The organism is Rhizobium sp. R634, assembly GCF_002211305.1.
Lineage (GTDB): Bacteria > Pseudomonadota > Alphaproteobacteria > Rhizobiales > Rhizobiaceae > Rhizobium.
Genome location: NZ_LOKW01000007.1, coordinates 51,505 through 75,277, shown reverse-complemented (window position 1 = coordinate 75,277; position 23,773 = coordinate 51,505). Strand labels below are relative to the sequence as shown.

Here is a 23,773-nt window from a genome sequence, read left to right as displayed (position 1 = left end):
GGATTTAGCGCCCGGCCGACAGCACGTCGGCCGGGCGCGCCTTTTTGTGGCTTACTCGCCGAGGATATGGTTGAAAGCGTCCATCCGATAAGTCATACTTTTGATACAGTGCGCGCGGCATAAATTTGATATTTCATCAGCCTTTTGGATTCCCATGCCGGAAAATGCATCCCCGAATTTCACCGCCCGATTTCAGGGCACAACCTTCGACGATATGGTCGAGGCTCTGACCAAGGGGTTCGGTTCTTTCGACGCATGGCGAAATGGTCGAGACAAACCGCTGGACTGGAAGGTCGGGTTTTGGGGCGATGAGAGGTTGTCGCTGGTCAGCAATCAGGATTCCGGCGGCTGGGGTGCAAGAACGGCACATGGAACGCCGCAAACGCTGACAATCATCGTCCCGCGCACGGGGGCTCTCGACGTATCGTTTGGCCGGACTGTGGTCGAAGCTACGCCCGGGCGGCTATTGTTGACGAACAATCTCGAGCCGGAACGGGTTTCCGTGAGGGCGGCGCCTCACCGGTCGGACACACTCAGTCTGAGTTGGACGATCTTGGCTCAGACCGTCGCCGCCGTATTGGAGACCCCGCTGATCGGGTCAATGGACTTGGCGCCGGTCGTTGATCGGTCCACGGCAGCGGGACAGATGATCGGCAATCTCGCGCACACGATGATCATCGGCATGCGCAACAGCGGCCCGCTGCTTCACTCGCCAATTGCCATGTTGAACCTGATCCAGGCGTTTGCCGATCTGGTGGTGCGGTTGGTTCCTCATCGGCTCTCGCATCTTCTCGACAAGAAAATCCACCTGATCGCGCCTCGCCACGTCCGTCGTGCAATTGAATTTATGCAAGCGAACATCGCACAGCCGTTGACAATGCATAGTGTCGCGGAGGCGACAGGCATTTCCATTCGCGCGCTTGAAGTCGGTTTTCGCGCCTTCAAGGGAACCACACCCTCCGCTTACCTCAGGACGATCCGCCTGCAAGCGGTCCGGGAGGATCTGCGCGATCCTTCAAACCGGCAGCCGTTGCGGGATATCTGTTTGAAGTGGGGATTTTTCCACTTTGGCCGTTTCGCGGCGATCTATCGGGCGGCCTATGGAGAGAACCCGTCGGACACGAGAAGGCGATCCGATATATAAGGCGCCGATCGAAAGGCCTGGCGGGTTTCCGCCAGGACTGAATGCTTCGATCAGACCAGGAAAACTCTAAAGCACGTCGCGATCTTTCAGATTCGCTTCCCGTGCTTTAGATCTTTGTTTTTACACGTGTCGTTATCGCAAAACCGCGCGCACTTTTGCGCGACACGCTTCAGCTCGAGAAGCGGCCGGCGTCGGCGCCGTAATAGTTCAGGTAACGGTCCGAAATGCTGGAGATCGGCAGCACGATCAGCACGTCTGTCGTGTTGAAGGCGTGGTCGATAACTGCGTTGGAGCCGACCATCGCGCCGAGGCGCAGATAACCCTTGATGAGCGGCGGCAAAGCCATCAGCGCCCGCTTGGGATTGACGGCCTCGACCGGCATCAGGTCCATGTTGCGGGCGAGATGCGGCAGGGCGCCGACCGCCCATTCGTCCTTCGCCAACACAGTGTGATAGAGGAAGGACAGCGCCAGCGCGTGGCTTTCCAGATAGACGCCAGGGAAGGAAGCGCAGCCGAACATGGCGCTCATGCCGTGCTTCAGCGCATAGGCCCAGTTGCCCTGCCACAGAAGCTCGACGGTGCGCTTGGTCCGGTATTCCGGCAGCACGCAGGACCGGCCGAGTTCCATGAAACGCTTGTCCGGATGCTTGGCCAGCAGGCTCTCGATTTCGAATTCGGAAGCCGAGTAAAAACCGCCATTGGCAAGCGCGACGTCCTGGCGCAACAGCCGGTAGGTACCGACGATCTGGTCTTCCGGATCGCCCTCGAGCGAGCGGTCGAGAACGAGAAGATGGTCGCAGAAAGCGTCATAGGCATCGAAATCGCGTTCGCGGCGCATCGCTTCCGGCGGCAGTTGCGCCTTCATTTCATTGACGAAAACGCGATAACGGACGGCCTGGGCGGCATCGATCTCGCGTGCCGTGCGGGCAAGGCGGGTCTCCAGGTTGCCGATGCGGCCGAGGATATCGCCGTCCTTTTGCACGGCCGCCGTCGAGGGTCGGGCAGCCTCCGCAGCAGTGTCACGATTCAGGATGTCGATGGAGGACATGGCGATTCTCCCGTTGCCGGCTTATCGACGCCATAAAACACTTCTGTACGACAGGAAAGTGACATATTGCATTTCCCGGCGCAAGAAGCCTGGGCTGGTCCCGAGCGCCTTACCGCGCCTCTGCGCGACGGGCGGAAAGCGCGGCGACAGCCTGAACTTCCGTCAGCAGCCGCACCGGATCGACCGGCTTTACCATGACGCGGTTGGCGCCGTTCAGCAAGACCTGGCGGCGCGATTCGTCGCTCTTGTCGGCCGTCAGCACGATCACCGGAACCGGGGCAAGATCGAGACGCCGTTCGTGGCCGCGCAGACGCCCCAGCATGTCGATGCCGTTGCCGCCCGGCATCGAGAGATCGCTGATGATGATGTCGGGCCGGGCGCTTGCCTCGTAGAGCGCGCAATCGAGCAGCGTCTCGAAATCCTCGACGTGGCGCACCTTATGCCCGCCCTTTTCGAGCATGACACGCACCAGCATGGCATTGATCGGATCGTCCTCGCCGAGCAGGATGCTGAGGCCGCTCGCCGCAACCCGCGTCTCCGCCACCGAAAGGCCGAAGCCGGGCTGGTTGTCGTTCAGCGCGTCGCGTTTCTCCATGCCGCGCATGCGCCCGCGCAGCACGTCGATCAGCGATTGTTCGCGCAGCGGCCGGATGAGCCAGGCGTCGAAGAGATCGAGCGGATGGGCGCTGCGCTCCTCCGGATTGACAAGCAGGACCTTGCGCAGGCCGAGCGCGGCGATTTCGGCGCGGTCGGCGAGATGGGTGGAAAATTCTGCCGACATGCGATGGTCGACGATGATATCGGTCGGCCGCCGGCTGCCATTGGCCATGCCGAGCAGCGTCGCACGCGCCGTCTCGCCGTCGCTGACGAGATGGCAGAGGCCGCCGAGCGCGGTGATCGTTTCGGCAATCGCAGCGCGCGCAGCCCCGGCAGGCGCCAGTAGCACGACGCTGTTGCCGGCAAGCAACGTGTTTCGCCGGTCCGGCCGCTCGCTGCCGATGTCGACGGGAAAGCGGATGGAGAATTCGCTACCTTTGCCTTTTTCGCTGGCAACCGTCAGCGCGCCGCCGAATTCGCGCATGATGCGGGCGGAGATGGCAAGGCCGAGCCCGGTGCCGCTGCTCTTCTCCGCGACGGTGCCGCCCTGCTCGAACTCGCCGAAGACGCGCGCCTGCTCCTCCGCCGTCATGCCGGGGCCCGTATCGGCCACGGTGATCAGCAGATTGCCGGCATCGAGCCACACGCGGATGAAGACGCCGCCCGCCTGGGTGAATTTCACCGCGTTACCGATGACGTTGAAGAGCACCTGGCGCAGCCGCGCCGGATCGAAGCTCATATTCTCCGGCACGTCGGACGATACCGTCGCGCCGATCTCGATGCCTTTTTCATGCGCCCGGTGGGCGAGCATTTCGACGACGCTTTCCAGGAGCTTGCGCAGCGATTCCGAGCGCGGATGCAGCTCGAAGCGGCCGACCTCGATGGTGGAGAAGTCGAGCAGGTCATCGACGAGCTGCGCCAGCGCATGGCCGGATTGGCGTATGTTCGCGAGATAATCCTGCTGTTCCTGCGTCAGCCGCGTTTCCGCGATCAGATGCGTCATGCCGAGAATGCCCGAAAGCGGCGTGCGGACCTCGTGGCTGACGGTGGCAAGCAGCCTGGATTTGGCGGCGCTATTATATTCGGCCTTCTGCCGGGCTTCTTCACGCGCCTGGGCGATGAGGCGTTCCTCGGTCACATCGCGGGCAACGCTCTGCAACAGCAGGCGGCCGTTTGCCGGATCGCGGGTGACGACGTCGCGCCAGAGAAAGATGCGCTGGCCCTCCGGCGTCGAGATCTCGACATCGTAGCAGTGCGGCACCGGGCCGGGGCGAAAGGCGATTCCGATCTCCTCGCAGGTCCGCCCTTCCGGACGCGGCCGCCCGGTCAGGCGGCGAAAAGTATCGTTGGCGCCGATGATGCGCCGGTCCATGGTGCGGCTGACCGTGATATCGCCGAGCACGTCGTGCACGTCGGCAAAGAGTTTCGCGCCGTCGTTCCAGTCCGGCATAGGTTTCATCTTGGGCTGCCGGGGCCGGCGCCGGCGGACCATCAGGACCGCATAGCTGGCGATGACGGCAAGGCCGAGAACGACGAGGCCGCCCGAAAGGACCAGCGGATCGCCGGCATGGGCAAGCAGCATCAGGATCGTCGCGGTGAGAAGGCCGGTCCCGCCCAGCCAATAGAACAGCAGGACCCTTGCGGCCGCAGGCCCCTTTCGGGCGTCATCGGCTTGCTGGGATGCGGATGCGTCCGGCCGTGAGGGAGAGCCCTCCAGCCGCGTTTCATGCGGCTTGGCGGCGGTTCCGCCGAACGCGGCGGACAATCTTTCCTGCAACTGTCCCAGGTTGTGCATGGTATCTGGGTAACATGAGGGCCGTTCCGAATGCCTTCAGGAATTCGATAAGATTTTAGCGGCTCGCCTTTTTCGGCAGCAGCAGTTCGTCGAGGATGACGCAGCCCGCACCGATGGTGATGAAGCTGTCGGCGAGGTTGAAGACCGCGAAAGACCAGCTGTCGGTGTGGAAGAGGATGTAATCGATCACATGGCCATAGGCGAAGCGGTCGACGAGATTGCCGATCGCACCGGCGATGATCAGCGCATAGCCGAGATGCGCGAGCCAGCGATCCTTCTCCGTGCGGTACCACAGCCAGATGACGAAGGCGACGATGACGAGCCGCATGGCGACGATGAACCAGCCGTCCATGCCCGACAGCATCGAAAAGGCGACGCCGAGATTGTAGGTGCGGTAGAGCGCCAGCATTGGAATGACGGGAACCGCTTCCTGCAGCGGCAGATAGTGATCGACGGCGATCTTGACGGCCTGGTCGATGAGAACGGCGATGACGATGAAGAAAAGAATGGGCGCCGGGCGAGAAAAGAGCGCGAGGCGTGCGTGCGTCTGTTCGGTCATTTGACCTCGGGAAGTGAGAGGAGATGGCGGCGCGCCTCGAAAAGCATGACGGCGGTGGCGACGGCGAGGTTCAGGGAATCGGCGCGGCCCTGCTGCGGAATGCGGGCGAGCGCGTCGGCCTCCCTCGCCAGCTGGTCCGGCAGGCCGGACTGCTCGTTGCCCATCAGCAATACGACCGGCTTCTTCCTGTAGTCGATCGTGCGGTAATCGACCGCGCCGGCAAGATGCGTTGCAACGATGGAAACGCCGGCCGATTTCCGCCAGGCGATGAATTCCTCCGGAGTCGCACGCGCCACCGGAACGGCGAAGACCGAGCCCATGGTGGCGCGCACGGTCTCGAGCGAGAAGGGATCGGTCGCTTCTCCGACCAGAATGACGCCGGAAGCGCCGGCCGCATCGGCCGTGCGGATGATGGTGCCGAGATTGCCGGGGTCGCGCACGCGGTCGAGCGCCACCCATGTCTCGCCCTCTTTCGGCCGGATATCCCTGAGCGGTTTCCAGCGCTGGTCGAAGATGCCGACGACCATCTGCGGGTTGTCGCGGCGGGTGATCGAGGCGAGCACCTTTTCGCTGACTTCGAGCACCAGCCCGCCGGAGGCGACGGTCCTTGCCGCCATCTGCTCGACCAGCGGCTTGCCCTTGGCCGCCTTGGCGTAGACCAGCGTGCGGATCGTCCAGCCGAGTTCGATCGCATCGATGACGAGCTTCAGTCCCTCGGCGAGGAAAGTCCCGCTCTCCTCGCGCGACTTCTTGTTCGTCAGCGCCTTGATGTCCTTGATGATGGGATTGGCGAGCGAGGTGACTTCCTTCACCTGCCCGACCCTGCGCGGTCCCTGATCGTGAAAGTCCTTGCTCATTTCGGCACCCAACGGGAAAAGAGAGAGGTGGAAAGCGCGCGGCCTTGCGTCTTGCCGTCGGCGCCTGCCTCGCGGATCACCAGCTCGCCGGATTCGACCACGCCGCCCGCACCGCGCATCGTCTCGCGCATCAGCTCGTGGATCGAATAGAAGCTGGCGCGGATCGAATAGGCCGTCAGCACCAGGCCGGCTGCCTTCGGCGAGAGGATCTCGCGGCAGATGTCGAGCATCAGCGGCAGATGCTCGAAGAGATGCCAGACCTCGCCGTTCGGGCCGCGGCCGAATTTCGGCGGGTCGGTGAGGATGATGTCGTACTGGCTGCCGCGGCGCTCCTCACGCAGGATGAATTTCATCGCATCCTCGCAGATCCAGCGGATCGGCAGCTTCTCCATGCGCCCGAGCGCCTGGTTTTCCCGCGCCCAGCCGATCGCCTTCTTCGATGCGTCGACATGGGTGACCTCGGCGCCTGCCGCGGCGGCGACAAGCGAGGCGACGCCGGTATAGCCGAAGAGGTTCAGCACCTTCAGCGGCCGGCCGGCTGTTTCGGCCTGCTCCTTCATCCAGCTCCAGTGCACGATCTGTTCGGGAAAGACGCCGACATGACGGAAGGAGGTGAAGCGGCCGAGAAAATCGACGCCGAGCAGGTTGAGCGGCCAGGTCTCGCCGAGCGCCTCCTTCGGGAAGCGCCAGCGGCCGGTGCCTTCCTCGTCGGTATCGCCGGTGAAGACGGCATCGACCTTTTCCCAGACATGCGGTGGCAGCGAAGGCTGCCACAGCGCCTGGGCCTCTGGGCGGATGATGCGATAGGGACCGTATTGCTCCAGCTTCTGGCCGTTCCCGCTGTCGATCAGGTGAAAGTCGCCGGCCCCGAGCGATTCGAGAATAACAGGCACGCGCTCAGCCGGGCGTTCGCCGCTGCGTGTCATGAGAGAGCGCGAAACAGCAGCCGGTGCCGGAGCTTCGCGCACCGCCTCGCGTGCGACCGCAGGCCGCGCGACGGGCTTCGCCGGCCGGCCGGCCCGATCGTCCCTGCGGCTTTCACCGGCGGGACCTGATGTCTTCTTCTGGCCCAGCCGGCGTTCTCTTTGTTTCAACGTGCTCTTCCGCGTCTCTGTCGAGGTGTTTTCATGAGGTTTTCGTCCTCTAGCCCAGAAGACTGCGCCGGATCAACTGCGCCGACCAAGCCCCGGAGCAGGTTCTCCCGGCCCGGCCTTTATTTCAAGCCCTCGCGTCCCTGCATGCGGAGCCAGCTTTCTGCCGAATAAAGCGCTGCGACATGCATCGACTGCATAATGACGGCGCCGGACCGTAGATCGGCGAGGATGTCGCCGAGATCGGCAAACAGCATGTCGAGCTTCTCGCCGGGGTCGAAACTGGGTTCGCCTGCTCTGTTCAGGCCGAGCGCCAGCCAGCTCGTGACCACGTTGCTGTGGTTGGCGGCATTCGGATAGGAAGTGAGCAGCCTGACGAAAGTCGAGGCTTCGTAGCCGGTCTCTTCCCGCAGTTCGCGCCGCGCCGCCGCCATCGCCGCATCGCCGGTCTCCATGTCACCACGTTCCACGCCACCAGCGACGAGGCCGAGCACGATCTCGCCGCGGCCATGCCGGTATTCCCGCGTCAGCAATACGCGCCCGTCGGGCATCAGCGGGATGACGTTGATCCAATCGGGGTAGTCGAGCACATGGAACGGGGCGATGACGGTTCCATCAGCGGTCAGGCAGTCGTCGCTGCGAAGCCTGATCCAGCGATCCTCATAGGTGATGCGGCTCGCCGTCACGCTCCAGGGCTTCAATTCGTCGCTCATCACAATCCCTGCTCCAGATGAAGCCAGGCAGATAACATCGCCCTCCGCCTTGGCAAAGCGCTTTGCCGCTGGGATAAGATTGAGCGAATCGGAGATGGGGCTGTCGAATGGATTTCACCGGCGAAGAACGCATCGCCGCGCCGCGGGATGTCGTCTGGGCGGCGCTCAACGATCCCGAGATCATGCGCGTCTGCATCCCCGGCTGTCAAAATATCGAGCGGCTGTCGCCGGAAACCTTCGTGGCGACGATCAAGGTCAAGTTCAGTCTGCTGTCGGCCACCTTCCACGGACTGCTGACGCTTTCCAATGTCGATGCGCCGAAAAGCTACACGCTGTCTGCCGAAGGCAAGGGCGGCCTTGCCGGTTTTGCCAAAGGCAGTGCGGATGTCGTGCTCGAGGAAAGCGGTGCCGAGACGATCCTGCACTACCGCGCCGGGGCCGAACTCGGCGGCAGGCTCGCAGGGCTCGGCGCCCGCCTGCTCGATTCCACCTCGCACAGGCTCGCCGAGGGGTTCTTTTCGGATTTCAACGCCGCCGTCGTCGCCAAAATGGCGGCGGACTGACGTCACGGCTTGGCGCGGCCAGGGGCTTGGTTTAAGCCGGAATCATGACATGGACCATCAGGCCGCCGCGGGCGGAAGACCAGGAAGCGCTTGCGGAGATCTATCTGTCCGTACGCCGCGAAACATTCGTCTGGGTCGATCCCGGCAAGTTCCACCGCGAGGATTTCGCCGCCCATACCAATGGCGAGACGATTTTCGTCTGCGACCACGCGGATGGCGGCGTGGCCGGCTTTCTCTCGCTCTGGCCGGCGGATGATTTCATTCACATGCTGTATATACGCCCGGAATTCCAGGGCCGCGGCGCCGGGACGGCGCTCTTGCGGGCGCTGCCGGAATGGCCGCGACACAAATACCGCCTGAAATGCCTGGTGAAAAACCGGCGGGCAAAGGCCTTCTACCTCTCCCATGGTTTCGAGGTCACCGGCAACGGCGCGTCGCCGGAAGGCGATTATGAGGAGCTGAGCTTCGTTCCGGCCTGATGACCGGCAGAACCGCTGTCTGAAATATTGGATGGCTTAGCGCGACGGCAATTGCCCGGCAATTTCCTCGGCGCGGTTCTTGTGGCGGTCGGCTTCGCCCTGCCAGTGGATGGCTTCCTTGGCCTCGGTGCGGGCGCGCTTGCGGTGTTTGCCCTGGCCGAACCAGGTGGCAGCCGAACCGACGAGCATGCCTGTGATCAGCGCGATGAACAGGAAGACGAAGAAGGGTGCGGAAACCGCAAGCACCTGGTCTTCGGGTCTGAACGGATTGAAGGCGAGCGTGACGCTCTGCCGGTTGGCGACGCAGAAGACAATGAGAATGACGCCGAGCGGCAACAAAATCAAAAGGTTGACGATCTTCTTGGCCATTTCAGGTCTCCACATGCTGGATTGCGCCGGTCTTTTCGGGCCGATGCGCCAAAGCGAGCCGCGATCTTTCAGATTCGCTCCTTGCGCTTTAGGCCTTTGTTTTTACGCATGTCACAAACCGCTGCACACCTTTGCGCGACATGCTCTAGCAGAATAGGAAAACGGCCTTCAAGTTCAAGTGCGGTTTCGCCGCAGGCAGTTCGCGCCGCTCAATCCTCTTCGTCGGCCTGGCCGGGGTTCAGCCGCTCGCGCAGTTCCTTGCCGGTCTTGAAAAAGGGAACCCACTTTTCCTCGACGAAGACGGTATCGCCGGTGCGCGGGTTGCGGCCGGAACGGGAAGGGCGGTTCTTCACGGAAAAGGCGCCGAAGCCGCGCAATTCGACGCGGTTACCCGCAGCCAGTGCATCGGTGATCTCGTCGAGAACCGCGTTGACGATATTCTCGACGTCGCGATGATAGAGATGCGGGTTGCGTGCCGCAACAATCTGCACCAATTCGGACTTGATCACAGTCGCCCCCTTAAATTATTGATTTCTTATCAATCGCGGCCAACCTGCCAAACTGAAAGCAGCCCGTCAAGAAGCAACTTTGGGGGCAGGATTCCATTGAGATCCTGGCCTTTGACGAGATCATCATAACCGAAGATCGTAATCAACCGCGAGACAGCCCCCGCGAGCAGAAAGGGCGTATTGCTCTTCTTGTCCCAATCCACCATCGGCAGTTCGCTGTCGATGCCGCGCGATGTGAGATAGGCGCGGATTTCCGCTTCGCCGCCGATCGTATCGACGAGTTTCACCTTCAGCGCCTGCCGGCCGGTGTAGATCGTGCCGTCGGCGAGCTTCAGCACCTCATCCCGCGGCAGCTTGCGCCGGTCGGCGACCAGATCGACGAACCAGTTGTAACTGTCGAGCACCATGTTGCGGATCATCGACTTCGCTTCCTCGCTCGCCTCGTGGAAGGGCGAGGGCTCGGCCTTCAGCGGCGAGGATTTGATCTCCTGCAGCGATACGCCGATCTTGTCGAGCAGCGGCTGGATCTGCGGATATTGGAAGATGACGCCGATCGAGCCGGTGATCGAGCTGTCGCCGGCAATGATCGTGTCGCCGGCAGTGGCGACCATGTAGCCGGCGGAGGCGGCCAGCGTGCGCACGTCGGAGACGACGGGCTTCTTGGCCGCAATCGCCCGGATCGCCTTGAAGATCTTTTCGCCGCCATAGGTCGTGCCGCCGGGCGAGGAGATCGAAACCACCACCGCCTTGACCTGGTTGTCGGCCTCGATCTTTTTCAATCGCTCGAGAAGCTCGTCGTCATCGACGATCAGCCCCGATATCGTCACATGGGCGACATGCGGGCGCGCCGTTCCGGCGTCGCCGAGGGCAAATTGGTAGAAGGCGAAACCAAGCCCCACGATCAGGGCGACCGCGACGACACGCCAGAATCCGAGCTTGCGGCGCAGCCGCCGCCGATCCGCAATGATCGAACTGTCCATGAAAACCTCCAGCGCTGGGCTCCGGTTCGGCATCCGCCGATGGGTCCGGTGAAATAGGGTGGCAGCGGCACGTACGAATGCCACTTTTTGATGTTTTTCCGTTTTGTTGCTTGTTGCAGAAAAAATTCCATATTGGCAAGCCAATGTAATAATGCGAAACGAACTGTGATTGGCGGCCGGCTTTGTTACGAAGGCGCGGCGATCACCGCACATGGACGAGGCATATGCTCGATACCCTGAAGAACAACGGAAGCGCCGCTTTTGCGGGGTCCGGCAAGACCCCCTATGGCGATGCGTTGTTCCATTCCGCCCGCGTGCGGCGGCTGAAGGTCCTGCTGCCTGCGGCAGCCCTGATCGTCTCTTTCGCCTTCATTGCGGTGTCGGTGATCCGCACCTACCTGCCCGAAAATATCAAGATCGAAGGCGCCAAGATCGAAAACGGCAAGGTCGTGATGGAAAAGCCGGCGATCTCGGGACGCAATTCCGACGGCATCAATTATTCCATGCTTGCCGAAAGGGCGCTGCAGGATATCCGCGATCCCGATCTCATCACACTTGAAACCATCAAGGCTGCCGTGCCGATGAATGACGGGCTGATCGCCCGTGTCGTCGCCTCGACCGCCGACTATAATCGCGCCACCGACAACCTGCATATGACGACCCCCTTCACCCTGGTGCTGAGCAGCGGTCTCAATGCGAAATTCCAGTCCGCCCATCTCGACATCAAGGGCGGAAACATGCGCAGCGACGATCCCGTCACCATCACCAAGGACAATGCCTCCATAGTTGCGAACACGCTTCAGATCACCGATAAGGGGCGCGTGATCACATTTGAGGGGAATGTTCGCATGAATGTCGATCCTACCACCATCCATAAACAGGGCACTTAACCAGCCGGGTCACCTATGACAAAAGATTGTCGCATTTCCACTTGCAAGACTGGCCTGGCACTCATTGCCGGCGCATTTGCCCTTATTCTGACGGCCTCCGGCGCTGGCGCGCAGCAGGCGACGGCCTCGATGCCGGGCATGAAGCTTTCCAACGACCAGCCGATCCAGATCGAAAGCGACAAGCTCGAAATCCACGATCAGGAACACACTGCTTTGTTCACCGGCAACGTCAAGGTCGTCCAGGGGACGACGACCATGCAGTCGGGCAAGATGACTGTCTACTACAAGGATAAGGCGGCAAAGCCGGCCGCCGATGGGAGCCAGCCCGCCGCGCAGCCGCAGCAGTCGGCCTCGCTTGCATCTGGCAGCGCCGATATCGACAAGATCCTGGTGACGGACAAGGTCTACCTAGTCTCGGGCACCCAGACGGCGACCGCCGATGACGGTAATTTCGACATGGCCTCGCAGACATTCATCCTTACGGCGGATGAGGGAAATAAAGTCATATTGTCGGACGGGCCGAACGTTTTCACCGGCTGTAAGCTGACGGTTCACATGCAAACCGGCCAGGCGGAGCTTGAAAGCTGCGGCGGGCGTGTCCAGATTCAGCTCGATCCGAAATCGCAGCAGCAGAAGCAGAACTGAAACCGGCCGCCCACGTGAAATTGTCATCGCTATCCACCATGTTCGGCAAACCTGAGCCGCAAGCCTCGGGTGCCGCCGACAAGAGCCGCTATCAGGGAACGCTGATCGCACGTGGTCTGACGAAGACCTATGCGACGCGTCGCGTCGTCAACGGCGTTTCGCTGGTGGTGCGCCGTGGTGAGGCCGTCGGCCTGCTCGGCCCGAACGGCGCCGGCAAGACCACCTGTTTCTACATGATCACCGGCCTCGTGCCGGTGGATGAAGGCACGATCGAGATCGACGGAAACGAAGTCACGACCATGCCGATGTACCGCCGCTCGCGCCTCGGCGTCGGCTATCTGCCGCAGGAAGCCTCGATCTTCCGCGGGCTGACGGTGGAGGAGAACATCCGCGCCGTCCTCGAAGTGCACGTGAAGGACAAGGCCGAGCGCGAGCAGAAGCTGAACGAGCTTCTGGAGGAATTCCATATCCAGAAGCTGCGCAAGAGTGCCGCCGTCGCCCTCTCGGGTGGTGAACGCCGCCGCCTGGAAATCGCCCGCGCCCTTGCCACCGACCCGACCTTCATGCTGCTCGACGAGCCCTTCGCCGGCGTCGACCCGATCTCGGTCGCCGACATTCAGAATCTCGTCCACCACCTGACGGCCCGCGGCATCGGCGTTCTCATCACCGACCATAATGTGCGCGAGACGCTGGGCCTGATCGACCGCGCCTATATCATCCATGCCGGGGAAGTGCTGACCCACGGCCGCGCCAACGACATCGTCAACAATCCCGAAGTGCGCCGGCTCTATCTCGGTGACAATTTCAGCCTCTGACGGCGGAACGGGCAGAAATTCACCATGGCGGCACAGTTCCGCTTGACCAAACCCGATAAAAAAGCAATTTTTGGGCCAAGTTGGATTTCCGTGGCCTGAGGCGTTGATCGGACGCGGTTTCCCAAGGAATCGTGGGGAGTTTCGCGTCCGTCATGGCACTGTCCGCCAATCTTTTCCTGCGCCAGAACCAGTCATTGGTGATGACACCGCAACTGATGCAATCCATCCAGTTGCTGCAGATGACGCATTTTGAACTCACTCAGTTCATCGCCCAGGAAGTGGAAAAAAACCCGCTGCTCGAATTTCCGTCGAATGACGGCGAGGCAACTGGCGAACGCGGCGAAACCGACGACGCGGATTACAACCATCAGCCGGAGGACGCCGCAGCCGACGACGGCTACGACAGCCGCACCGAGGCGCTCTCCAGCGACTGGTACGACAATGGCGGCAGCGCCAGCACGAGCCGGCTGAACGACGAGCTCGACGCCAACTATACCAATGTCTTCCCAGATGACGGCGCGCCGCAGCGGCTCGACGCGCCGGAGCTCGTCAGCCAGTGGAAGTCGATGCCGGGCAGCGGCGAGGTCGCCGATTACGATCTCGATGATTTCGTCGCCGGCCAGGTGTCGCTGCGCGATCATCTCGCCCAGCAGATCCCCTTCGTCCTGCCCGATATGACCGACCGGCTGATCGCCCAGAACTTCATCGATCAGCTCGATGATGCGGGTTATCTGCAGGCCGATATGCCCGAGACGGGCGAAAGGCTGGGCACGAGCCTCGCGCAGGCCGAGCGTGTGCTTGCCGCCCTTCAGACGCTCGATCCGTCTGGTGTTTTCGCCCGCAGCCTGTCGGAATGCCTGGCGATCCAGCTGAAGCAGAAGGACCGGTACGACCCCGCCATGCAGGCGCTGGTCGAAAATCTCGAACTTCTGGCGCGGCGCGATTTCGCCACGCTGAAGCGCCTTTGCGGCGTCGATGAGGAAGACCTTCTCGACATGCTCGCCGAGATCCGTCAGCTCAATCCCAAGCCCGGCAGCGGCTTCGAGGCCGGCGTTTCCGAAGCCATCATGCCCGATGTGGTCGTCAGGCCCTCCGCGGAAGCCGGCTGGCTGGTCGAGCTCAATCCGGATACGCTGCCGCGCGTGCTGGTCAACCAGTCCTATTTTTCCCGCGTGACCAAGAACGGTGAGGATCATGCCTTTCTTTCCGAGTGTCTGCAGAGCGCCAACTGGCTGACGCGCAGCCTCGACCAGCGGGCAAAGACGATCATGAAGGTGGCAAGCGAGATCGTTCGCCAGCAGGATGCTTTCCTGCTGCACGGCGTCGATTATCTGCGCCCGCTGAACCTCAAGACGGTCGCCGAGGCCATCAAGATGCATGAATCCACAGTCAGCCGCGTCACGTCCAACAAATATATGCTGACGCCGCGCGGCCTCTTCGAGCTCAAATATTTCTTCACGGTTTCGATCAGCGCCGTCGAGGGCGGCGACAGCCATTCGGCCGAGGCCGTGCGTCACAAGATCCGCGCGCTGATCATGCAGGAAAGCCCCGACGCGGTGCTCTCCGACGACGATATCGTCGACATGCTGAAAAAGAGCGGCATCGACCTCGCCCGCCGCACGGTTGCCAAATATAGAGAGGCGATGAACATCGCTTCCTCGGTCCAGCGCCGCCGCGAGAAGCGGGCGCTCGCCAAGGTCGCCGGCTTCTGACGCTGGAATGCTTCGATCCGGATCGAAGCATTCTGCTGCCTATTCTGCTACCCCTCGCTTGTCTCAACGAATGTCGAAGTGCCGACCATGACGCAGCAGAACCCGAGCCTTGCCAGGGAGCTTTCCCTGCTGCTGGCGCTCGCCACCCTCTGGGGTTCCTCCTACACCTTCATCAAGATCGGCGTCGAGACCATCCCGCCCGTCACCCTGATCGCTGCGCGCACGTTGATCGCCGGCGGCATTCTGCTCGCCATTCTTCGTTACCGGGGTGTCCGGCTGCCGCGCGACCGTGCGACATGGGGCCAGTTCTTCGTTCAGGCCTGGCTCAACAGCGTCGTTCCTTTCACGCTGATCGCCTGGGCGGAGCAATCCGTCGATGCCGGACTGGCGGTGATCCTGAATTCGGCAACGCCGATCTTCACCTTCCTGCTGACGGTCCTGATCACCCGCCACGAGCAGGTGACCTTGCGAAAGCTCTTCGGCGTCATATCGGGGCTGACCGGCATCTGTCTCGTCATCGGCATCGAATCGCTGGCCGGACTCGGTGAAAGCCTGACGGCACAGATCGCCATCATCCTGGCGACCATCTGTTACGCAGGTGCCGCAATTTTCAGCAAGAACTTCAAGGGGCTCGATCCCGCCGTGCCGGCGGCCGACTCGTTGATTTCGGGCGCCGTCATTCTCCTGCCGGTGAGCCTCTTGGTCGATCGGCCGTGGGAACTTGATCCCTCCGCAGCATCGGTGCTGGCGCTGCTCGCCCTTTCCGCTTTTTCCACCGCTCTCGCCTTCGCGATCTATTTTCGCCTCGTCCAGACGCTGGGTTCCGTCGGAACCACCTCGCAGGCCTATCTCAGGGTGCCGATCGGCGTTGCGATCGGCATGGTGTTCCTCGGCGAAACGCTGAGCCCGACGGCGTGGATCGGATTCGTTTGCGTCATTCTGGGCGTCGCAGCCATGACGATCCCCCAGAGAAGGGCGGCGGTTATGCCGGCCCGAAGCGGCTGAGAACGATTGCGGGAGAATCGGCGGCGGCGTTTCCAGGCAGCTAGCCCGCTACACGCTTTCCGGCAGCCGCCAATGCGAATCCGGCGTCCCTATTGACTTTTCGGCGGCCCCCGTCTAGAAGCCCGCCGCAATCGATGCCGTAGACGGCATTTGGAGTTATCCCCATCATCCAAAGGGTACCAAGGACACGCAGGCTTGCGCCGATCTTGCTTGAGATTGCGCGAAGTGCTTGGATGAACCTGAGGCTTGGCGTAAACTGATACCCGCAAACGACCATAAGAAGGGAAACTCCATGAGTGTGCGTGTATCCGGGAAACATATGGAAATTGGTGAATCGTTCCGTCAAAAGATCGAGGACCAAATTGGTATGGCCATCACGAAATACTTCGACGGGGGGTATTCCGGCCAGGTGACCGTGGAAAAGGCGAGTTCCCGTTTCTCCGCAGACTGCAAGCTCCATCTCGACAGTGGCGTGGTGTTGCATGCGGCCGGCGAAGCGACCGATCCTCAGCTTGCTTTCGACGCCGCTTCCGAGCGCATCGAAAAGCGTCTGCGCCGCTACAAGCGCAAGCTGAAGGACCATCATGCCGGAAACCATCTGAATGGTTTTGCAGAAGTTTCCTACACGGTTATGGATGCCGTTCCTGATCACGAAGATGAAATTCCCGACGATTTCGCCCCGGCGATCGTCGCTGAAAGCACGAAGCAATTGAAGACCATGTCCGTCGCCACCGCCGTGATGGCGCTCGACATGACCGACGAGCCGCTTCTCCTGTTCCGCAGCCCCGGCAAGGAACATCTGAACATCGTTTACCGTCGCCACGACGGAAATATTGGCTGGATCGATTCGGCCAATATCAAAGGCTGAGATCAGGGCGATGAGCGGCGGTGTTACCGCCGCTCCTTGCGTCATCTGATCCCGGCGACAGAAGGAAAAAGAAATGGCATTGGCAGATTTGCTCCATCAGGATGCGATCATTCCCGCCCTTAGAGTAAATTCCAAGAAACAGTTGCTTCAGGAATTGGCAGCAAGAGCCTCCAGGATCACCGGGCTTTCCGAGCGCGAGATCTTCGACGTCATCCTGCAGCGGGAGCGCCTGGGATCGACGGGCGTCGGCAACGGCATTGCCATTCCTCACGGCAAACTGGTGAACATCCATTCGATCGTCGGCATCTTTGCCCGGCTGGAGCAGCCGGTCGATTTCGAGGCGCTGGACGACCAGCCGGTCGATCTCGTATTCCTGCTTTTGGCGCCGGAAGGCGCTGGCGCCGACCACCTCAAGGCGCTGTCGCGTATCGCCCGCGTGCTGCGCGATCATGATCTCGTCGCAAAGCTGCGCGCGACCGATTCCGCTTCAGCGATCTATGCCTTCTTGAACGAAGAGCAGACGTCGAACGCCGCCTGAACGCTGTCCGTTTCCGAACGAAAAAGGCGCCCGGTCTCCCGGGCGCCTTTTTCATTGATAGCGAGCTGAACGGAAGGGCTCAGAACTCTTCCCAGCTGTCCCGCGCCACCGCAGCCGAACCGCGTGATGCGGCGGCCGGCCGGCGAACTGCGGCGGCAGCGTGGCGGACCGCAGGGGCAGTAGGCGCACGCATCTGCTGCGCGACGGAGGCGAGAGCCGCCGCATTGCCGGAACCCGAGACCCTGAAGCGGGTGGCGAGCGCCTTCAGCGTCTGCGCCTCGTCGTTGAGCGCGACGCTGGCAGCGGTAGCTTCCTCCACCATCGCCGCGTTCTGCTGCGTCACCTGATCCATCTGGTTCATGGCCTGGTTGATTTCCTTCAGGCCGACGGCCTGTTCGCTGGCAGACGCCGAGATTTGCCGAATGAGGCTGTTGATGCCCATTACCTGTTCGGCGATCTTATGCAGCGTGCCGCCGGCGCGCCCAACGAGATCGACGCCTTCCTTGACCTGGACCGCCGAGGTGTTGATCAGCGTCTTGATCTCCTTGGCGGCGTTGGCCGAACGCTGTGCGAGCTCGCGCACCTCCTGGGCGACGACGGCAAAGCCCTTGCCGGCTTCGCCTGCGCGGGCGGCTTCGACGCCGGCGTTGAGGGCGAGCAGGTTCGTCTGGAAAGCGATTTCGTCGATGACGCCGATGATCCGCGAGACCTCCGTCGAAGATTGCTCGATCCCTTGCATCGAGGCGATCGCCTTCTGCACCACTTCGCCGGATTTCTCGGCATCCTGGCAGGCGAGATTGACGTTGTCGGCTGCCGTGCGCGCGTTCTCGGCGCTGGAATCGACCTGCGCGGTGAGCTCGTTCAGCGCAGCGGCCGTCTCTTCCAGGCTTGCCGCCTGCTGCTCGGTGCGTTTAGCGAGGTCGGAAGCGCTGTTGCTGATCTCGCCGGTGCCTGCGCCGATATTGACGACGCTGAGATTCATCGTGTTGATGGTCTCTTCGAGGCTCGCAAGGGCGGCGTTGAAGTCCTGCTTCAGCTTGCCGTATTCGCCGGGGAATTCCTCGGTGATGCGGTAGCCGAGATTGCCGTGAGACAGCTCGGACAAGCCGGCGCCGACGATCGACACGATATGGCGCTGCAGCGATACCGATTGCTGACGTTCCGATTCCGAGCGGCTGCGTTCGGTCTCGGCGGCTTGCCGCTGGTTGACGGCCTCGTCTTCGAGGCGCTGACTGTCGGCGAGCTTGAAGCGGAAGCCTTCGAGCGCCTTGGCGACCGAACCGACTTCGTCGCTGCGGTCCTGGGCGGCGACCGGCTCGGCATATTCGCCGTCGCTAAGCGCCTTGACGCTGGCGACGAGGCTGCCGAGCGGCCGCTGCACGAACGCGCGGACGGCGAAATAGAGCGCGAGCATCACCGCGCCGAGCACGATCAGGCCGGTCGCGATCATCATGTAGGTCTGGTCCTGGACCGGCGCGTTGATCACCGTGTGCGGGACGTCGACGAGCACGACCCATGTGGCGTTGACGCCCGGGACCTCGAACGGATAGACGACGCGGTCGAAGGGATCGAGGCCGTCATAGGTGAGGTTCCTGACCAGGCCGGGCTGCTTGCCCGACAGCGCCGACTTGACGATATCGGCGCCTTCACCGTCATATTGTTTGGTCATCAGGTCGGGGATCGGCGCGACGATCCAGTTGCCGGTCTGCGACAGCAGCGTGACGCGGCCGGAGCCGAAAGGATGCAGCGCTTGCAGCTTGTCGGTCAGCGACTTCAGCGAGATGTCGACGCCGGCGACGCCGATCATCTTGCCGCCCGATGTGACCGGATAGGCGATCGAGGTCAGCAGCGTCGGTACGTCGGTCCCTTCGGCCAGATAGGGTGTCGTGATCGCGCCCTTGCCGCTGTCGGCGGCAAGCTTCCACCATTCGGCGGTATAATCATTGTCGAACGTCGAATACTGGACGCCGCCATCTTTGGTTTTCGACCAGTAGGGCGTGAAGGCGCCGTTCTTGTTGGTGCCTTCGTCGTTGTTGTTGGCGATCTCGGTCGTCTTGCCGTCGAGGGCGCCGAGCTGTTCGCAGAACCAGCTGCCGAAGGCGAAGGCATTCTGTTCGAGATTGGCTTTCAGCACGTTGATCATGCCCTTGCGATCGAGCGACTTGCCTTCATGGGCACGGCCGATGACCCCTGACATGCTGCGCGCGGCGCTGGCGAGTTCGCCGACATTAGCGGCAATTTCATTGGCGATCGCTTTTGCCTCGAGATTGGCCTGATCCATCGTCAGCGTCTGGACGCGATCCCGGGTCTGGCCAATGAGGAAAAAGTTCGAAACGGCGAGAACAAGCGCGATGGCGACACCGGTAATGACGATGAGTTTCGCCGCTAGCGATTTCATGCGAAAAATGAACATGGGTTCCTCGGGCAAGGATGCGCCGAACGGGCATTCTTCGGCACAGGAGCAAAGCACCGCTCCGTCATGGAGCAGCCAAATGGAGGCCGGAACCAAAGGCAGTAGAGGCCGGCGATCATGAGCAACATCGCCAGAGATCTCTTAAATTTGAATGAAATTTTAGTCGCGTGCATAAGCAAAACCGCAAGAAACTCCCTTAGATTTAAGGGGCGTTACCGGCGGTTTCGCAAAGAGACCTAACTTATATCCTGTCTGCGACTTCCTCGCTCAGGGGGATCGAAGGTTGCGCCCCTGATTTGAGGCATGCCAGCGAACCGGCAACCGCCGCGCGGCGCAGCGCCGAAGGAAAATCGAGCCCGTCGTCGAGGCTCGCGGCGAAATAGCCGCAGAAAGTATCGCCCGCGCCGACCGTGTCGATAGGGTCGATCACCAGCCCTTGCGCCCTTGAAATTGCACCGTCGCGGATGGCGATGACGCCGTCGCCGCCGAGCGTCACGATCAGCGTCTGGCCGGTCTCCTGATGCAGGCGGACGAGGGCGGCCTCGCGCGCTTCGGCGTCCAGCCCGTCCTGTCCGGCAAGCCGTTCGAACTCGGTCTCATTGGCGATGACGATACTGGCCAACCGGCCGAGGCGCGGCGCGTCCGGAATCAGTGGCGCGAGGTTGAGAATGCTGGTGATGCCCTTGGCCCCGCCTGCCGAAAGTGCGCGCTCGACGGCTGCGACCGGCACTTCGAGCTGCAGCATCAGGATATCGCCTTCGCTCATGCGGCCGACCGCCGCTTCGGCGTCGGCAGGGGTCACCAGACCGTTGGCACCCGGAACGACGGCGATCATGTTTTCGCCGTCACCGCCAACGAGGATCAGCGCGGTGCCTGTCGGACCATCGACGTGCCTGACGAGAGAAAGGTCGGTTCCCGCATCATCGAGCAGGGCAAGCGCATCCGCCGCGAAGGCATCCTTGCCGACGGCGCCGGCCATATGCACGTAGCGGCCGGCGCGGCGCGCTGCGAGCGCCTGATTGGCGCCCTTGCCGCCGGCGGCCGTGGCAAAGCCATTGCCGGCAACCGTCTCGCCGGGCTTCGGCAGGCGGTCCGTTGTGGCGATGAGGTCCATGTTGATGGACCCGAAAACTGTGATCATGAGGATGTCCCGTCCTTTGGAACATGCGGGCGACGTCATGCTCCAACGCTTTTAAAATGTGGAGCAGACACTGCCCGAAGCGGTCACTCCTCGTCAACCACCCGGAGTTTCAGAAGGCCGGTGCGGCTTTCCACCGATTTGGCCGCAGGCTCGCTGTCGCGGGCAGGCTTGCCGTCGCCGCCGGCCTCGAATTCCAGCGCCTCGATCTTGGCGCCGCGCTTGGTCAGCTTGTCGGCTGACGTGACCACCATGTCGATATCCTTCTGGGCCATGGCGAAATGACCCTGCAGCTTGCGCACCCGCTCGTCGAGGCGGCCGAGATCGTCCATCAGGAGCGCCACCTCGCCCTGGATCAGATGCGCCTGCGCCCGCATACGCTGGTCCTTGAGCACGGCCTGGATGACCTGGATCGACAGCATCAGCAGTGACGGCGAGACGATGACGATGCGCGAACGATGCGCCTTCTGCACCACCGGCTCGAAATTCTCGTGGATCTCGGCAAAGATCGATTCGGACGGCACGAAGAGAAAGGCCGTATCCTGGGTTTCCCCCTGGATGAGGTATTTCTCGGAAATGTCCCGGATATGGACGTCCATGTCGCGGCGAAACTGCTGGCTTGCGATCTTGCCGGCTTCGGGGCTGCCGGCATCGCGGATCGCATTCCAGGCTTCCAGCGGAAATTTCGCATCGATCACCAGTGCCGGCGCGTCGTTCGGCATGCGGATCGTGCAGTCCGGCCGCGAACCGTTCGAAAGCGTCGGCTGGAAGGTGTAGGCGCCCATCGGCAGGCCGTCGGCGATGATCGTTTCCATGCGCGACTGGCCGAAGGCGCCGCGCGTCTGCTTGTTGGAAAGAATGGCCTGCAGCCCGACGACGTCCTTCGCGAGCGTCTGGATATTGTTCTGCGCGGCATCGATGACCGCCAGCCGCTCCTGCAGCCGCTGCAGGTTTTCATGCGTCGATTTCGTCTGCTCGGTGATCGTCGAGCTCATGCGCTGCGACATGCCGTCGAGACGCTGGTTGATTGCTTGGTTGAGCTCGCTTTGCCGCGCGCCGAAGACCTCGGTCATGGCCGTGATCCGGCCCTGCATCTCCGCCTGGATCTTCAGAAGCTCGGCCATGCGCGCCTCGCTCTCGGCGGCGCGAAAGCTCGCCTCTTCCGCCTGCTCGCGGCGAAGGCCGGCGCTGCGCAGAAGAAGGACGATCGCCAGCAGGATCAGGGCAGCGAAAGCCCCGCCGGCAAGCGCCAGCATGGCCGGGCTGATCGAGCCAAGGGAAAGTGTGAGCGATTCGGAATGACTGGTCATCCTGGAACCATAACAGAAGAAACGGCGAGATATAGATCAAAACGTGAACGAAATCGATGGTCCCCAATATCTTCGCAAGCTGTCGGTCTTCTTCCCTCGTGAGAAGAAATCGCGGGCTAATTTAACCATTGCTCAACTATATTCGCCAAAACCTGTGGCGCAGAAATTCCCTCCCGCGCATTCGCGCCAAGTACAGAGATCCCCATGACGTTCCAGCAGACTGACAATGCCCTCAGGCAGCGCCTCGATTTCATCGAACTGGACGACGCCGCGCGCAAGTCGATGCGGGATCTGCGCCCTGTCATCGGCGAATTGATTGGCGGCGCGCTCGACAAATTTTACGCCAAGATCGCCAAGACCTCCGCCGTCGGGAGCTTCTTTTCCGACAAATCCCATATGGGCCATGCCAAGAAGCGCCAGCAGGATCATTGGGCGAATCTCGCCGGCGGCGCCTTCGACGAGACCTATGTCGCCGGCGTGACCGCCGTCGGCCGCACGCATGCCCGCATCGGGCTGGAGCCGCGCTGGTATATCGGCGGCTATGCCATCCTCATGTCCGAACTCGTCAAGGGCATCATGGAGAAGCAATGGCCGTCCATCTTCGCGCGCCAGCAGGGCAAACAGCTGGCCGAGAAGCTGTCGGCCGTCATCAAGGCCGGCATGCTCGACATGGATTATTCGATCTCTGTCTACCTCGAGGCGCTTGAAGCGAAGCGCCGCGCATTGGAAGAAGAGCGCGCCAGGGCCGAGGCCGACCAGGCAATGGCACTGGAGCAGCTGCGTCGCGGCCTGGAAGCGCTGTCGAATGGGGACCTCGACGCCACGCTGCCGGCCGATCTGCCGGGCAATTTCAAGCAGATGGCCGAGGATTACAACCGTGCCGTCAGCGCCCTTCGCCAGTCCTTCGCATCGGTGCGCGAAACCTCCGGTCATATCATGAGCGGTGCCGACGTCATTTCCAACGCGACCAACGATCTGGCGCTGCGCACCGCCCAACAGGCGGCCGGCGTCGAGGAGAGTTCGGCCGCCCTGCAGCAGCTTTCCGTCAGCGTCGGCCAGACGGCCGCCAATGCCGAGAAGGCGTCGGACGCCGTGCGCGAAACGCAGCAAAAGGCGAAGAACTCCGGCGAACTCGTCACCAGTGCCGTCTCGGCGATGGCCGGCATCGAGAAATCCTCGACCGAAATCTCCAAGATCATCGGCGTTATCGACGAGATTGCCTTCCAGACCAATCTGCTGGCGCTAAATGCCGGTGTCGAGGCGGCCCGCGCCGGCGATGCCGGCAAGGGCTTCGCCGTCGTCGCCCAGGAAGTCCGCCAGCTCGCCCAGCGCACGGCGGAAGCCGCAAAGGAGATCAAGAACCTGATCTCGCAGAGCTCGACGCAGGTCAATGAAGGCGTCGACATCGTTTCCAGCACCGGCGAGGCGCTGAACGACATGATCAGCCGTATCGACATCATCAACCGTTTCGTCGCCGATATCGCCGCCACCGCGCGCGATCAGGCGACCGGCGTCAACGAAGTCAGCGTGGCGATCCGCAGCATGGGCGAGATCACCCAGCAGAATTCCGGCATGGTTGAGCATACCTCGGCGGAAACCCGCCGTCTCAAGGATGAGGTGGAGAGCCTGATCGCGCTGCTGCGGCGCTTCCGCGCCCAGCCCGAGGGCCGTTCGGCCATCGCTGCCCGCCGGGCGGCGTGACGCGAATATGGCAAAATTCGGGGCGGGGAGGCAA

The 23,773-nt window shown here is 62.1% G+C and carries 23 protein-coding genes; 11 read left to right on the top strand and 12 right to left on the bottom strand.

Annotation, left to right across the window (positions count from 1 at the left end; genetic code table 11):
• Nucleotides 1–154 precede the first annotated feature (154 nt).
• Nucleotides 155–1,144, top strand: a complete 990-nt coding sequence (locus ATY77_RS11165; RefSeq protein WP_088687362.1) for a helix-turn-helix transcriptional regulator — start codon at nucleotides 155–157, stop codon at nucleotides 1,142–1,144.
• A gap of 169 nt (nucleotides 1,145–1,313) precedes the next feature.
• On the opposite strand, the gene ATY77_RS11160 is transcribed toward ATY77_RS11165, so the two are convergent.
• The 6 genes from ATY77_RS11160 to ATY77_RS11135 all read right to left on the bottom strand — a co-directional run bounded on the left by ATY77_RS11160 (nucleotide 1,314) and on the right by ATY77_RS11135 (nucleotide 7,804).
• Nucleotides 1,314–2,192: a GNAT family N-acetyltransferase gene (locus ATY77_RS11160; RefSeq protein WP_088687361.1), complete on the bottom strand. Its 879-nt coding sequence runs from the start codon at nucleotides 2,190–2,192 to the stop codon at nucleotides 1,314–1,316.
• 109 nt (nucleotides 2,193–2,301) lie between these two features.
• Complete coding sequence (locus tag ATY77_RS11155) at nucleotides 2,302–4,584, bottom strand: ATP-binding protein (protein WP_088687360.1); 2,283 nt, start codon at nucleotides 4,582–4,584, stop codon at nucleotides 2,302–2,304.
• A gap of 55 nt (nucleotides 4,585–4,639) precedes the next feature.
• A complete protein-coding gene (gene lspA / locus ATY77_RS11150) occupies nucleotides 4,640–5,143 on the bottom strand; it encodes a signal peptidase II (RefSeq protein WP_088687359.1) in 504 nt (167 codons plus the stop codon).
• On the bottom strand, nucleotides 5,140–6,000 hold the full coding sequence (locus tag ATY77_RS11145) for an RNA methyltransferase (protein ID WP_088687432.1): 861 nt from the start codon (nucleotides 5,998–6,000) through the stop codon (nucleotides 5,140–5,142). Before ATY77_RS11145 ends, lspA begins: the two co-directional genes overlap by 4 nt.
• A complete protein-coding gene (locus ATY77_RS11140) occupies nucleotides 5,997–7,094 on the bottom strand; it encodes a class I SAM-dependent methyltransferase (RefSeq protein WP_088687358.1) in 1,098 nt (365 codons plus the stop codon). The genes ATY77_RS11145 and ATY77_RS11140 overlap by 4 nt, the downstream gene beginning before the upstream one ends.
• Before the next feature lie 119 nt (nucleotides 7,095–7,213).
• Nucleotides 7,214–7,804 carry an NUDIX hydrolase gene (locus ATY77_RS11135; protein WP_088687357.1) on the bottom strand — a complete coding sequence of 197 codons (591 nt, stop codon included), beginning with the start codon at nucleotides 7,802–7,804 and terminating at the stop codon, nucleotides 7,214–7,216.
• A gap of 107 nt (nucleotides 7,805–7,911) precedes the next feature.
• Here ATY77_RS11135 and ATY77_RS11130 point away from each other — a divergent pair, with 107 nt between their 5' ends.
• Together ATY77_RS11130 and ATY77_RS11125 are read left to right on the top strand one after the other, a co-directional pair.
• Nucleotides 7,912–8,367 (top strand): carbon monoxide dehydrogenase subunit G, encoded by a 456-nt coding sequence (locus ATY77_RS11130; RefSeq protein ID WP_088687356.1) that lies wholly within the window; start codon nucleotides 7,912–7,914, stop codon nucleotides 8,365–8,367.
• Nucleotides 8,368–8,411: 44 nt separating this feature from the next.
• Entirely contained in the window at nucleotides 8,412–8,846 is a 435-nt protein-coding gene (locus ATY77_RS11125; protein WP_088687355.1) for a GNAT family N-acetyltransferase, read from the top strand.
• 36 nt (nucleotides 8,847–8,882) lie between these two features.
• Here ATY77_RS11125 and ATY77_RS11120 read toward each other — a convergent pair whose 3' ends face one another.
• The 3 genes from ATY77_RS11120 to sppA all read right to left on the bottom strand — a co-directional run bounded on the left by ATY77_RS11120 (nucleotide 8,883) and on the right by sppA (nucleotide 10,704).
• Entirely contained in the window at nucleotides 8,883–9,215 is a 333-nt protein-coding gene (locus ATY77_RS11120; RefSeq protein ID WP_088676644.1) for a DUF1049 domain-containing protein, read from the bottom strand.
• Nucleotides 9,216–9,424: 209 nt separating this feature from the next.
• Complete coding sequence (locus ATY77_RS11115; protein ID WP_003544934.1) at nucleotides 9,425–9,724, bottom strand: integration host factor subunit beta; 300 nt, start codon at nucleotides 9,722–9,724, stop codon at nucleotides 9,425–9,427.
• Nucleotides 9,725–9,753: 29 nt separating this feature from the next.
• On the bottom strand, nucleotides 9,754–10,704 hold the full coding sequence (gene sppA, locus ATY77_RS11110) for a signal peptide peptidase SppA (protein ID WP_088687354.1): 951 nt from the start codon (nucleotides 10,702–10,704) through the stop codon (nucleotides 9,754–9,756).
• Nucleotides 10,705–10,928: 224 nt separating this feature from the next.
• Here sppA and lptC point away from each other — a divergent pair, with 224 nt between their 5' ends.
• The 7 genes from lptC to ptsN all read left to right on the top strand — a co-directional run bounded on the left by lptC (nucleotide 10,929) and on the right by ptsN (nucleotide 17,177).
• A complete protein-coding gene (gene lptC / locus ATY77_RS11105) occupies nucleotides 10,929–11,594 on the top strand; it encodes an LPS export ABC transporter periplasmic protein LptC (RefSeq protein WP_088676646.1) in 666 nt (221 codons plus the stop codon).
• Nucleotides 11,595–11,609: 15 nt separating this feature from the next.
• A complete protein-coding gene (locus tag ATY77_RS11100; protein ID WP_088687353.1) occupies nucleotides 11,610–12,239 on the top strand; it encodes an LptA/OstA family protein in 630 nt (209 codons plus the stop codon).
• A 38-nt stretch (nucleotides 12,240–12,277) separates the two neighbouring features.
• On the top strand, nucleotides 12,278–13,054 hold the full coding sequence (gene lptB / locus ATY77_RS11095) for an LPS export ABC transporter ATP-binding protein (RefSeq protein WP_088676648.1): 777 nt from the start codon (nucleotides 12,278–12,280) through the stop codon (nucleotides 13,052–13,054).
• Between the two features lie 152 nt (nucleotides 13,055–13,206).
• Nucleotides 13,207–14,766: an RNA polymerase factor sigma-54 gene (gene rpoN / locus ATY77_RS11085; RefSeq protein WP_088687352.1), complete on the top strand. Its 1,560-nt coding sequence runs from the start codon at nucleotides 13,207–13,209 to the stop codon at nucleotides 14,764–14,766.
• A gap of 87 nt (nucleotides 14,767–14,853) precedes the next feature.
• Nucleotides 14,854–15,771 carry an EamA family transporter gene (locus ATY77_RS11080; protein ID WP_088687351.1) on the top strand — a complete coding sequence of 306 codons (918 nt, stop codon included), beginning with the start codon at nucleotides 14,854–14,856 and terminating at the stop codon, nucleotides 15,769–15,771.
• 292 nt (nucleotides 15,772–16,063) lie between these two features.
• A complete protein-coding gene (raiA, locus tag ATY77_RS11070; protein WP_088687349.1) occupies nucleotides 16,064–16,639 on the top strand; it encodes a ribosome-associated translation inhibitor RaiA in 576 nt (191 codons plus the stop codon).
• A gap of 73 nt (nucleotides 16,640–16,712) precedes the next feature.
• Nucleotides 16,713–17,177 (top strand): PTS IIA-like nitrogen regulatory protein PtsN, encoded by a 465-nt coding sequence (gene ptsN, locus ATY77_RS11065; protein WP_065281989.1) that lies wholly within the window; start codon nucleotides 16,713–16,715, stop codon nucleotides 17,175–17,177.
• 79 nt (nucleotides 17,178–17,256) lie between these two features.
• On the opposite strand, the gene ATY77_RS11060 is transcribed toward ptsN, so the two are convergent.
• The 3 genes from ATY77_RS11060 to ATY77_RS11050 all read right to left on the bottom strand — a co-directional run bounded on the left by ATY77_RS11060 (nucleotide 17,257) and on the right by ATY77_RS11050 (nucleotide 22,038).
• Nucleotides 17,257–19,590, bottom strand: coding sequence for a methyl-accepting chemotaxis protein (locus ATY77_RS11060; protein WP_088687348.1), 2,334 nt, complete (start codon nucleotides 19,588–19,590; stop codon nucleotides 17,257–17,259).
• A 241-nt stretch (nucleotides 19,591–19,831) separates the two neighbouring features.
• Nucleotides 19,832–20,731: a ribokinase gene (locus tag ATY77_RS11055; RefSeq protein WP_088687347.1), complete on the bottom strand. Its 900-nt coding sequence runs from the start codon at nucleotides 20,729–20,731 to the stop codon at nucleotides 19,832–19,834.
• Nucleotides 20,732–20,814: 83 nt separating this feature from the next.
• Nucleotides 20,815–22,038: a DNA recombination protein RmuC gene (locus tag ATY77_RS11050; protein ID WP_088687346.1), complete on the bottom strand. Its 1,224-nt coding sequence runs from the start codon at nucleotides 22,036–22,038 to the stop codon at nucleotides 20,815–20,817.
• Nucleotides 22,039–22,242: 204 nt separating this feature from the next.
• Between ATY77_RS11050 and ATY77_RS11045 the strand changes: the two genes are divergently transcribed.
• Nucleotides 22,243–23,739 carry a globin-coupled sensor protein gene (locus tag ATY77_RS11045; protein ID WP_088687345.1) on the top strand — a complete coding sequence of 499 codons (1,497 nt, stop codon included), beginning with the start codon at nucleotides 22,243–22,245 and terminating at the stop codon, nucleotides 23,737–23,739.
• Nucleotides 23,740–23,773: the final 34 nt, after the last annotated feature.

Bases quoted from the DNA above. Each gene is read 5' to 3' on its own strand.
- ATY77_RS11100 (WP_088687353.1), top strand. From the start codon at position 11,610: ATGACAAAAGATTGTCGCATTTCCACTTGCAAGACTGGCCTGGCACTC.
- ATY77_RS11155 (WP_088687360.1), bottom strand. From the start codon at position 4,584: ATGCACAACCTGGGACAGTTGCAGGAAAGATTGTCCGCCGCGTTCGGC.
- sppA (WP_088687354.1), bottom strand. From the start codon at position 10,704: ATGGACAGTTCGATCATTGCGGATCGGCGGCGGCTGCGCCGCAAGCTC.
- ATY77_RS11080 (WP_088687351.1), top strand. From the start codon at position 14,854: ATGACGCAGCAGAACCCGAGCCTTGCCAGGGAGCTTTCCCTGCTGCTG.
- ATY77_RS11130 (WP_088687356.1), top strand. From the start codon at position 7,912: ATGGATTTCACCGGCGAAGAACGCATCGCCGCGCCGCGGGATGTCGTC.
- ATY77_RS11120 (WP_088676644.1), bottom strand. From the start codon at position 9,215: ATGGCCAAGAAGATCGTCAACCTTTTGATTTTGTTGCCGCTCGGCGTC.
- ATY77_RS11125 (WP_088687355.1), top strand. From the start codon at position 8,412: ATGACATGGACCATCAGGCCGCCGCGGGCGGAAGACCAGGAAGCGCTT.
- lptB (WP_088676648.1), top strand. From the start codon at position 12,278: ATGTTCGGCAAACCTGAGCCGCAAGCCTCGGGTGCCGCCGACAAGAGC.
- ATY77_RS11045 (WP_088687345.1), top strand. From the start codon at position 22,243: ATGACGTTCCAGCAGACTGACAATGCCCTCAGGCAGCGCCTCGATTTC.
- ptsN (WP_065281989.1), top strand. From the start codon at position 16,713: ATGGCATTGGCAGATTTGCTCCATCAGGATGCGATCATTCCCGCCCTT.
- ATY77_RS11145 (WP_088687432.1), bottom strand. From the start codon at position 6,000: ATGAGCAAGGACTTTCACGATCAGGGACCGCGCAGGGTCGGGCAGGTG.
- ATY77_RS11165 (WP_088687362.1), top strand. From the start codon at position 155: ATGCCGGAAAATGCATCCCCGAATTTCACCGCCCGATTTCAGGGCACA.
- ATY77_RS11135 (WP_088687357.1), bottom strand. From the start codon at position 7,804: ATGAGCGACGAATTGAAGCCCTGGAGCGTGACGGCGAGCCGCATCACC.
- ATY77_RS11055 (WP_088687347.1), bottom strand. From the start codon at position 20,731: ATGATCACAGTTTTCGGGTCCATCAACATGGACCTCATCGCCACAACG.
- rpoN (WP_088687352.1), top strand. From the start codon at position 13,207: ATGGCACTGTCCGCCAATCTTTTCCTGCGCCAGAACCAGTCATTGGTG.
- ATY77_RS11050 (WP_088687346.1), bottom strand. From the start codon at position 22,038: ATGACCAGTCATTCCGAATCGCTCACACTTTCCCTTGGCTCGATCAGC.
- raiA (WP_088687349.1), top strand. From the start codon at position 16,064: ATGAGTGTGCGTGTATCCGGGAAACATATGGAAATTGGTGAATCGTTC.
- lspA (WP_088687359.1), bottom strand. From the start codon at position 5,143: ATGACCGAACAGACGCACGCACGCCTCGCGCTCTTTTCTCGCCCGGCG.
- ATY77_RS11160 (WP_088687361.1), bottom strand. From the start codon at position 2,192: ATGTCCTCCATCGACATCCTGAATCGTGACACTGCTGCGGAGGCTGCC.
- lptC (WP_088676646.1), top strand. From the start codon at position 10,929: ATGCTCGATACCCTGAAGAACAACGGAAGCGCCGCTTTTGCGGGGTCC.
- ATY77_RS11060 (WP_088687348.1), bottom strand. From the start codon at position 19,590: ATGTTCATTTTTCGCATGAAATCGCTAGCGGCGAAACTCATCGTCATT.